Here is a 9,637-nt window from a genome sequence, read left to right on the forward strand (position 1 = left end):
CGCGCGATCCGATCGAGAGATAAGTCCACACCCGGTCCCGCCACCACGCAGCGTGAACCAATACCAAACCCGGTCATCTCGTTGTCTTCAATCTCGTTGTTCCGCGTATCGGCCGGCCGTTCCATCTTCGCGCGAAGATAGATGCCGCTGCGCAGTAAGTCGGGCTCGCCGTGGAAGTAGAGACATCCGTAGCGCTCCGCCGTCTGGTTACAATGCGCCAGGTTCAATTGCAGAAAGTGGTTGTGACTAATGCGATGTCCACTGCCGATTACTAGCATGCCGCTATAGAGAAAGCCTTCCACGCGATTGCCCCAAACCAGGATGTTGCGCGTCTGCATATCCGGATTGCTGTTGTTCATCACGATGGCGTTGTTCGCGTTAGGATATTCGTCGCGCTCCTGATGATTGATACAGGAGTTGTCGCGCACTTCGCCGTCGTGGAATCCATCGAGGTCGATGCATTTCCCGTTGACTTCTTCGAAGTCGTTATCGGTGTAGCGCGTGGTGTCGGTGTTACCTGAGGTATCGAGGGCGCACGGCGCAGCTTCGGCTTCGACATCCACCGCTGCCGTCGGATAGCCGATGCGGGCGCCCCGATTCTTCCCTACGACGATTCGAGTGCCATGGCCAACCTGGATCGCATCGCGCGCGACTTCCACGATCGTGTTTCCAGCAATCTGGCCGTCTTCGTTTCGTGGCGATGTGTAGAGCGAGTGCGTCCAGATTCCATTGCCCAGAACGCGCTGCAAGTTGCAGCCGGAGACTTCAAAGTGGCGCGTCCCTTCTTCCAGCAGAATGCCCCCCGAGGCGTTGTTGCGATTCTTCGCGTTCCTCGAACCGCTATCGCTCACCGTGATGCTGTTGATCCGCACCTTATCGGACGCATTAACTAAGATGGCAAAACCTGCGATCTCATGAAACGCCGCGGCCGTAATTTCGAGACCGGAGACATTCTCGGCGAGGATGCCGTTGTCTCGCGTGAACTTCGCGAACGGGATGTTCCACGGCGCGAGACCTTGCGGGGGGTGATGGATGCCCGCGCGGTTGCCGTCGATCGAGAGCCCGGAAATCCTGATGTCATGGCCGCCCGAAATCACAAGCGCAGCGCGCCCGTGGAAGTCTGCGGCAAAGTGGATTTTCACTCCGGCGCCGTCGATCTTCAGGTCGTGAGCCGCTGCCGGAAGCACCAGCTCATTGTGCAGTTCCACGGTCCCCGGCGCTAGCTGAAACGTGCCGGTTTCCTGGCGCGCGGCTTCTTCCAACGGCAAGGTCGCCGCGACTGCCAAATGGGAAAACAGGAAAACCAGACCGGCGGTTCGAAACACTACGCCCATTCTACGGGCTGGCCGGTCCGGCAGGATTCGTAGATTGACTCGACGATTTCAAGCGCGTTGATCCCGTCCTGCGCGGAGACGAGCGGCTGACGGCCGGCTTGGTGAGCTTCGATGAGGTCGCGGAACTGCCGTTCGAACGGGGCGAGCGATATCGCCATCGGGTCCGACGCGCCGGAGGAGGCCGCATCCGACGACATCACCGGCGCTTCGCCTTGAACATCCCAGCGGCTCAGCCGGTCACCCGTGATGATCGCCGAACCCTTCTCGCCATGGATTTCGACTCGCTCCGGATATCCCGGCCACAGCGCCGTCGAGGCCTGAATGACGCCCATCGCTCCGCTCGCGAACTCGAGCGTTGCGTTGACGATATCTTCCGATTCGATCCGATGCACCGCGCCCAGCCGCCACCGTCCATACACGCGCGCAAGCGGACCCGCGAACCAGCGCAGCAGATCCACCTGATGAATGGCCTGATTGATAAGCGCGCCGCCACCCTCGGTTTGCCAGGTTCCTTTAAATGCGCGCGCGTAATAGGACGGCGGCCGATACCATTTCACGTAGGCGTCGCACTGGAGCAAACGGCCAAGACGCTCTTCGTCGAGCGCCGCTTTGAGGAAGATCGAAGCATCATTAAACCGCTGTTGCGAGACGACCCCGAACGTGATCCCCGAGTCGGCGGCCACCTGCGCAATGCGGCGCGCGTCACGCAAATTCGTCGCGATCGGCTTCTGCAGTTGTACCGGTTTGCCAAGCTCCGCGCATACGGAAACGGGCTCCAGACGATAGTCCGGAAACGTGCAGACGTCTACCAGATCCACATCCGCTCTGCGGCAAAGTTCCACCGGATCGCTGTAGTATCGAGCGCTGAACCGCGCAGCGAAAGCCCGGCCGCGGCTCTCGGTCCGATTGGCGCACGCGGAGACCGCACAACCGATGTTTTGCCATGCTTCGGCGTGCTTGGCGGCGATGGCGCCGGTCCCGATGATTCCAATGCGCGGTGTCGTCGTCATACCCGCGTCATTATAATGGGCTTTTAATGAAAAGATCGCTCGCGGGTGTGCTCGGGCTCGCACTCCTGGCATCCAGCTGTTCCAAAAAAGCGGGCCCGGACGTCGCCGCGACCGTCAATAACCGGCCGATTTCCTATTCGGATCTCGATAAGTTCTACAAGCGTCAATTCGTGGTCGATGCCGAATCGGCCGATGAAGATCTGCGCCAGACGCGGCGGCTGGAAGTGCTGCGGACGATGATCGATAACGAAATCATGTTGCAGCGCGCCGAGAAGGAAGGCGTGATGGCGACCGATTCCGAGGTCGACACGAAATTCACCGAGCTGCGCGCGCCCTATACCCAGGAAGAGTTCAATAAGTGGCTGAAGTCGCAGGATATGACCGCGAACGATCTGCGCACGCAGATCCGGCGCGAGTTGAGTTTGCAGAAATTGATCAACCGCGATATCTCCTCGCACATCACGATCAGCGATGCGGATGTAACGGCGTTCTACCAGAAGAACAAATCCAGTTTCAACTTTCCGGAACCGCAGTTGCGGCTGGCGCAGATTGTGGTGACGTCGAAGCAGGACCCCAATGCGCACAACCTCAAGAACGATAAGGCGCAGAACGAGGAACAGGCGCAGAAGAAGATCCAATCGATTGCGGATCGCCTGAAGCAGGGCGAAGACTTCGCCTTAGTCGCGCAGAACTTATCGGAAGATCCGTCTACGGCGCCGAATGGCGGTGACATGGGCTATATGAGTGAATCGGCGTTGGACCGCGCGAGTCCTGATTTGAAGAAGATGATCCTGGCGATGAACCCGGGGCAGCTTTCGGGAATTATTCCCACACCGGACGGGTATCGGATTTTCAAGATGATTTCGAAAGAGCCGGCGGGGCAGCGCGAGTTAAGCGATCCGCGCGTGCAACAGAATGTGCGCAGCTTACTAATGAACCGCAAAGATCAAATGCTGCGCGAGGCTTACGTGGAGATTGCGCGTAGCGAAGCGCATGTGGTGAACTACTTCGCGCAACAGGTGCTGCAAAGAGCGGACGCGCAAAAACATTAGCCACAGATGGACACAGATAAACACAGATAAGAACAAAGTCGCTTTGGTTCTTATCTGTGTTTATCTGTGTTCATCTGTGGCTAAGTGGTTTTGACTTTACTGCTTAGTCGAGAGCGCGCGAACCTGGAACTATTATTTGTCGGAAAACGATGGCAAATTGCTCCTGGGTGGAAAGACGGAATTGGGTATACCGGCCCCGGTTCTACCCGAGCTTGCCCGGGACAAAGATCTCTTTCTAATGGCGCGGGACAGTAGCAGCGTGGTTTTGACTACCCTTGAGGAGCAAACCTATTCGGCGGATGCGCTCGGCTCCTACCGTGGCTCAGTAGGGAATGCGCATTAGGCATTCACCTCCGCTGCCCTCTTCTCCGGCTTGATAGCGGACGCGCAAAAGCATTAGCCACAGATGGACACAGATAAACACAGATACAACCAAAGCGACTTTGATCTTATCCGTGTTTATCTGTGTTCATCTGTGGCTAATTGTTTTTGACTTACTGCTTAGCCGTCGCCGACTCCCGCTCTTTCGTATAAGCATCGACGTTCGTCTTGTCAATCAACGTCACGCCCGTATCCACAAAAGTCGGCAGCGTTGAGAACGAATCTTGCGCCCAGTTCTTATCCAGCGTCTGCGGCTTGTTGTGGTAGAGCGCATCCAGCATCTGCACTCCGTAGAAAGCCATCGTGAACGGTTTCTGGCCAATGGTCGCTGTGATGCCGCCTTTCTGAATGCTCTGTAAGGTACGGTCATCCGCATCCATCGCGATCACGGTCTTGCCCTTCACTTTTTCGCGGTCGAGGACGTCGGCAATCTCCGGGCAGGCCACCGCCTCGAGACAAACGAAGGCATCAATCTTATCGATGGCTTTCTTGTTCACCATGTCCATCGTCGTGTCGAACGCGATGCGCGGATCGCCTTTGATGTCGATGGTCTGCACGATCTTAATTCCGGGATGGCTGGCCAGAACGTCGGTGTAGCCGTGCATGCGCTGATGCAGGTTGGCCTGCTCGGGCATCGTGTAGACGGCGACGTTGCCCTTGTTGCCCAGAGCCTTCACTAAAACCTCACCGCCCATCTCGCCGGCCTTGTAATTGTCGGTGCCGATGAAGAGCAGACGCTTGCTGCCTTCGGCGTCGGAATCCATGGTGATCACAGGAATGCCCTGAGCGATCGCGGCATCGATATCCGGCTGCAGCACCTTGGGATCGCTGACCGAAACCAGAATGCCTGCCGGCTTTTTCGTGAGGGTGTGTTGAAACTCCTCATGCTGCGCTTTGGGATCAAAGTTATCCGGACCGACGAGCTCTGTGCGGATGCCTTTCATCTCAGTGGCTGCTTTTGACAGGCCGGCGAGTGCGGTTTGCCAGTACGGGACCTTGATGTTGGTCGCGACCAGGTAATATTTTTCGTCCGCACTGTGCGCCGGGCTGGCGCAACCAGCAAGGGCGACACTGAGGGCGATGAGGCTGACGGCGGCGGTAACGCTCGGTAGGTTTCGGTTCATGGATTTGTCCACAACGCGGAAGTATATCGCAACGCTGTAAGGCGCGGCTTAAGCTGAAAAGATAGCATTGATGCAAACTGCTTCGCGACACCGCCCAGCCTTCCAGATTTACGCCGCCGCGGTGCTCGTCCTGAATCTCGCGGTGATTTTGTGGGGAGCTCTGGTGCGGGCTACCGGATCCGGCGCGGGGTGCGGAGAGCACTGGCCGCTCTGTAACGGAGTCGTGGTCCCGCAAGCGCCGGCTATAGCCACAATGATCGAGTTTACGCACCGCGTGACGAGCGGGCTCTCTTTGATTGCGGTGCTCGGGCTGTTCGTGTGGTCGCGGCGGCTTCCGCGCAAACATCCGGCGCGCACTGCCTCGGCTTTCGCGCTGCTTTTCGAAGTCATGGAAGCGATCATCGGCGCCGGTCTGGTGTTGCTCGGACAGGTCGGCGTGAACCCGTCGGTGGCGCGCGGATACTCGCTCAGTATTCATCTGGTGAACACGTTGTTCCTGCTGGCTGCTCTGACGATTGCGGTCTGGGCCGGCGGCGGCAGCGGCTTTTCGTGGAACGCGAAGTCCGGCGGGCGCGCGTGGTTCGCGCTGTGCGGACTCGGTTTGCTGCTTCTGGGTATCAGCGGAGCGATCGCGGCACTGGGCGATACGCTGTTTCGGACTGCCTCGCTATCGGCCGGCTTTCATCAGGACTTTGCCGCGGGGGTGCATCCGTTCATCCGCCTGCGCGTGTGGCATCCAGTGATCGCGATTGCCGTCGCCGTCTGCACCGGCCTGCTTTGCTTCATGGCGATCCGAAAGCAACATTCCGAAGGATCGGTTCGAGCAGCCTGGGCGCTCGCCGGAATCATCGTTGTTCAACTCGCCGTGGGTATGATCAATCTCGGATTGCTTGCGCCTGTGCCTCTTCAACTTATTCATCTGTTCTTCGCCGATGCGCTATGGATCGCTTTCGTGGTGCTAGCGGCGGAGTGGTTCGTGGCCGCGCCTGCTTCCGAAACGCGCCCGCTGCCGGAGTTCGCTGAACGCGCATGAAGCAAATCGAAATCTCGCGGCCGGGCGGTCCGGAAGTGCTGGTGCTCGCGGATGGACCCGAGCCGAAGATCGCCGGCGGCGAAGTCTTGATTCGCGTGCGTGCGGCAGGCGTAAACCGCGCCGATTTGATGCAGCGCCAAGGCCACTATCCGCCTCCTCCTGGCGCGTCGCCTCTGCTGGGCATGGAGGTCTCGGGGGAAATCGCAGCGGTAGCCGGTGACGTAAGCACGTGGAAAGTTGGGGATCGCGTGTGCGCGCTTCTGGCCGGCGGGGGTTATGCGGAGTTCGCGGCCGCTCCCGCCCCGCAGTGTTTGCCGCTTCCGGCGAACATCAGCTTCGTTGAAGGCGCCGCGGTTCCCGAAGCGTTCTTCACGGTGTGGACGAACGTGTTCGAACGCGGCCGGCTGCAATCGGGCGAATGGTTCCTGGTACACGGCGGCGCGAGCGGCATCGGAACCACGGCGATTCAATTAGCGAAGAACTTCGGCGCGCCTGTGATTGCGACGGCGGGCACGGACGAAAAGTGCAAGGCTTGTGAAGCGCTCGGAGCGGACGCCGCGATCAACTATCGCGCCGCGGACTTCGTCGCCGAGGCATCGCGCCTGACCGGTGGGAAAGGTGTCGACGTGATCTTGGATATCATCGGCGGTTCGTACACGCCGCGAAATATTGCGGCGCTGGCGGTGGAGGGACGGCTGGTGCAGATCGGGCTTCAGGAGGGCAGCAGTGTTCAGATCGACCTCCGGCCGGTGATGATGCGGCGCTTGACCCTTACGGGCTCGACGCTGCGTGGGCGCACGGTTGCGCAAAAGGGCGACATCGCGCGCGCGTTGCATGAACATGTCTGGCCGCTGCTGGAGAGCGGGCGCGTTCGGCCGGTGATCGATCGCGAGTTTCCATTGGCGGATGCCGCGGCGGCGCATCGCTATTTAGAATCCGGCGAGCACATCGGCAAAGTTGTTTTGAAAGTGAGGGCATGAAGAGACTTCTTGTTTTGATGGGTGCGTCTGCGTTGGCTTACGGGCAACCGCTTGCGCTGATGCCGGTACCCGCGCAAGTCAGTCGCGGCTCGGGCGTGCTGCCAATTGATGCGTCGTTCCAGGCTTCTGTCAGCGGCTATGATGAGCCGCGTCTCGATCGCGCGACGCATCGTCTGGTCGAGCGCCTATCGAAACAGACCGGCATCACCATGCACGAAGTCAAGACGACCAAGCCCACGTTGACGATTTCGTGCGAGCACAAAGGCGAAGCGGTTCAAGCTCTGGGAGAAGACGAAAGCTATCGATTGGTTGTGGATGCGGCGGGCGCTCATCTAAGCGCCGTGCAGCCGCTTGGAGTGCTTCGCGGCATCGAGACATTTCTACAGTTGGTGCAACCCGAAGCCAATGGTTTTGGCGTGCCCGCGGTCTCGATTGAAGATCATCCGCGATTCCCGTGGCGCGGTTTGAGCTACGACGTTGCCCGCCACTTCATGCCCGTCGGCGAGGTCGAACGCACGCTCGACGGAATGGCCGCCGTCAAACTCAATGTCTTCCACTGGCACCTTTCCGACAATCAGGGCTTTCGCATCGAGAGCAAACTCTTCCCGCGCCTGCAGGAGTTCGGTTCGGGCGGCCAGTTCTATACGCAAGAGCAGATTCGGGATGTGATCGCGTATGCGCATGACCGCGGCATTCGCGTGATTCCGGAGTTCGATATTCCGGGGCACGCGACGGCGATCCTGGTGGCGTATCCCGCACTCGCCACGCCGCCGGCTCCCAAGGATGTGGATCACACGTTCGGCGTGCTGGATGCGGTGATGGACCCGACGAATCCGGCGGTGTACACGTTTCTCGATCGTTTCATCGGTGAGATGGCCGCGCTGTTTCCCGACGCTTACTTCCACATCGGCGGCGATGAAGTGAATGGGAAGTTGTGGCGCGAGAGTCCGAAGGTGAAGGCGTTCAAAGCCGCCGAACATTATCAGCCTTCGGCTAAAGACCCGGACAGTAACATTGCGCTCCACGCTTATTTCAATCGCAAACTGGAGCCCATCGTCGCGAAACATGGCAAGCACATGGAAGGTTGGGATGAGATCCTGACGCCGGATTTGCCGAAGTCGATTCTGATTCAATCGTGGCGCGGGCAGAAGTCGCTGGCGGAGGGAGCACGCCAGGGTTATCGCGGGATTCTGTCCGCGGGGTATTATCTCGATCTCGTGGAACATGCCTCCGAGCATTACGCGGTGGATCCGTTAGGGGGCGATGCGGCAAATCTTACGCCGGAACAGCAGGCGCGCATCCTGGGCGGTGAAGCGGCGATGTGGAGCGAGATGGTGACGCCGGAGACGATCGACTCGCGCATCTGGCCGCGGCTCGCGGTGATTGCGGAACGCCTGTGGTCCACGCAAGGCGTGCGCGATGTGCCGGATATGTATCGCCGCATGGATGTGATTAGCGGATGGTTGCAGTGGCTCGGACTCACGCACCGGTCGTGGCAGGATCCGATGCTGGTGCGGCTAGCGGGTGAGCATGATCCGGAGCCGCTGCGGGTCTTAGCCGCATTCGTGGAACCCGTCAAAGGCTATGAACGCGAGAGCTTCGGACCGTACACGACGGAGACGCCGCTGATCGGATTGGTGGATTCCGTGCCGCCCGAGAGCGAAGCCGCGCGGCGCTTCGCGGTGATGGTACACACGGCTCTCACGCAACATACGGGATTCGATTTGGTGCGCGAACAGTTGATCGCGTTGCGTGCGAACCATGCGCAGATGCAGCCGATCTTGAAGGACAACGAACTGTTGAACGGGATCGAGCCGCTTTCGCAAGCCGTATCGGATCTGGCTGCGGCCGGACTGAGCGCGATACAGGCAATCGAGTCGGGTGAGAAGAGCGATGCGCAATGGCGCAAGCAGCAGAGCGACCGGATAACGGAATTGAGCGCGGCGCATGCAGCGGTATTTCCGGCGTTCGGGGGCGCGGTGCAGGAGCTGGTGAATGCGGCGTCACAGTAGGGTTCTATAGCCGGTTCTCTGATAGCCTGAGATGGAGGACTTGCAGCTATGACTGATATCGACTGGTCCGGATGCTCCATCGTGCAAACTGATCCAGAGAAGATGGGCGGCGTTCCCACGCTACGCGCGTGGCGGCTGGCTGCGGATTCCATCGTTGAGAACTATGATGATGGCGTTTCAGAAGAAGAGATCGCCGCAATGTTCGATGTGCCCGTCGCCGACGTGCGCGCTATCTTAGCGTACGCAGAACAGGCGCCGCACATTGCGCGTCCTCTTCGATAAGAACATTCCTGATCAACTCGGCAGGTTCTTGGCGGGGCACGTGGTGGAGTTCGCCGCAAATCTTGGATGGGGAGAACTGAAGAACGGTGTTTTATTGGCAACCGCTGAGTTGCACAAGTTTGACGTCATGATCACAGCTGATCAAAACATCAAATACCAACAGAACCTAACCCGGCGTAAGATCGCTCTCGTCGTTCTAGGCTCGAATCGATGGCCGCTACTCCGCGAACATATCCGAGAAATTCAAGCCGTAGTCGCCGCTTCCCGGACCAACAGCTACAGCTTTATCGAGGTGCCCTTGCCGCCAAAGCCCAAGGTATGACTTGATGCAAATCGATATCATTGCGGTGTGATTTGGGTTGGAGATGGCTCGCTCTCACTGGACGATATCGCGCGGGTTGCATGCGGTAACGAGTCGGCTCAGCTCTC

At 59.1% G+C, this 9,637-nt stretch carries 8 protein-coding genes; 5 read left to right on the forward strand and 3 right to left on the reverse strand.

The features are described 5' to 3' along the window. Both H1Y01_RS14190 and H1Y01_RS14195 read right to left on the reverse strand, forming a co-directional pair. The coding region (locus tag H1Y01_RS14190; protein WP_180541167.1) for a right-handed parallel beta-helix repeat-containing protein at nucleotides 1-1,325 on the reverse strand (1,325 nt) is incomplete at its 3' end. Further along, on the reverse strand, nucleotides 1,325-2,344 hold the full coding sequence (locus tag H1Y01_RS14195; RefSeq protein WP_180541168.1) for a Gfo/Idh/MocA family protein: 1,020 nt from the start codon (nucleotides 2,342-2,344) through the stop codon (nucleotides 1,325-1,327). The genes H1Y01_RS14195 and H1Y01_RS14190, both read right to left, overlap by 1 nt. A gap of 26 nt (nucleotides 2,345-2,370) precedes the next feature. Between H1Y01_RS14195 and H1Y01_RS14200 the strand changes: the two genes are divergently transcribed. After that, the gene (locus tag H1Y01_RS14200) at nucleotides 2,371-3,396 is read left to right on the forward strand and encodes a peptidylprolyl isomerase (RefSeq protein WP_180541169.1); all 1,026 of its coding nucleotides are present in this window, start codon (nucleotides 2,371-2,373) and stop codon (nucleotides 3,394-3,396) included. Between the two features lie 494 nt (nucleotides 3,397-3,890). On the opposite strand, the gene H1Y01_RS14205 is transcribed toward H1Y01_RS14200, so the two are convergent. Further along, nucleotides 3,891-4,913: a substrate-binding domain-containing protein gene (locus tag H1Y01_RS14205; protein ID WP_219341553.1), complete on the reverse strand. Its 1,023-nt coding sequence runs from the start codon at nucleotides 4,911-4,913 to the stop codon at nucleotides 3,891-3,893. Between the two features lie 58 nt (nucleotides 4,914-4,971). Between H1Y01_RS14205 and H1Y01_RS14210 the strand changes: the two genes are divergently transcribed. From H1Y01_RS14210 to H1Y01_RS14225, 4 genes are all read left to right on the forward strand, one after another. Continuing rightward, nucleotides 4,972-5,934, forward strand: coding sequence for a COX15/CtaA family protein (locus tag H1Y01_RS14210; RefSeq protein WP_180541170.1), 963 nt, complete (start codon nucleotides 4,972-4,974; stop codon nucleotides 5,932-5,934). Further along, complete coding sequence (locus H1Y01_RS14215; RefSeq protein ID WP_180541171.1) at nucleotides 5,931-6,914, forward strand: NAD(P)H-quinone oxidoreductase; 984 nt, start codon at nucleotides 5,931-5,933, stop codon at nucleotides 6,912-6,914. The genes H1Y01_RS14210 and H1Y01_RS14215 overlap by 4 nt, the downstream gene beginning before the upstream one ends. Beyond that, a complete protein-coding gene (locus H1Y01_RS14220) occupies nucleotides 6,911-8,926 on the forward strand; it encodes a beta-N-acetylhexosaminidase (protein WP_180541172.1) in 2,016 nt (671 codons plus the stop codon). Before H1Y01_RS14215 ends, H1Y01_RS14220 begins: the two co-directional genes overlap by 4 nt. Nucleotides 8,927-9,007: 81 nt before the next feature. After that, a complete protein-coding gene (locus tag H1Y01_RS14225) occupies nucleotides 9,008-9,208 on the forward strand; it encodes a DUF433 domain-containing protein (RefSeq protein WP_219341554.1) in 201 nt (66 codons plus the stop codon). The last annotated feature ends 429 nt before the right edge of the window (nucleotides 9,209-9,637 follow it).

This window comes from Nevskia soli (assembly GCF_903970205.1).
Lineage (GTDB): Bacteria > Acidobacteriota > Terriglobia > Bryobacterales > Bryobacteraceae > Bog-113.

Coding starts and splice junctions, on each gene's coding strand:
- H1Y01_RS14215 (WP_180541171.1), top strand. CDS start 5,931: ATGAAGCAAATCGAAATCTCGCGGCCGGGCGGTCCGGAAGTGCTGGTG.
- H1Y01_RS14220 (WP_180541172.1), top strand. CDS start 6,911: ATGAAGAGACTTCTTGTTTTGATGGGTGCGTCTGCGTTGGCTTACGGG.
- H1Y01_RS14210 (WP_180541170.1), top strand. CDS start 4,972: ATGCAAACTGCTTCGCGACACCGCCCAGCCTTCCAGATTTACGCCGCC.
- H1Y01_RS14200 (WP_180541169.1), top strand. CDS start 2,371: ATGAAAAGATCGCTCGCGGGTGTGCTCGGGCTCGCACTCCTGGCATCC.
- H1Y01_RS14195 (WP_180541168.1), bottom strand. CDS start 2,344: ATGACGACGACACCGCGCATTGGAATCATCGGGACCGGCGCCATCGCC.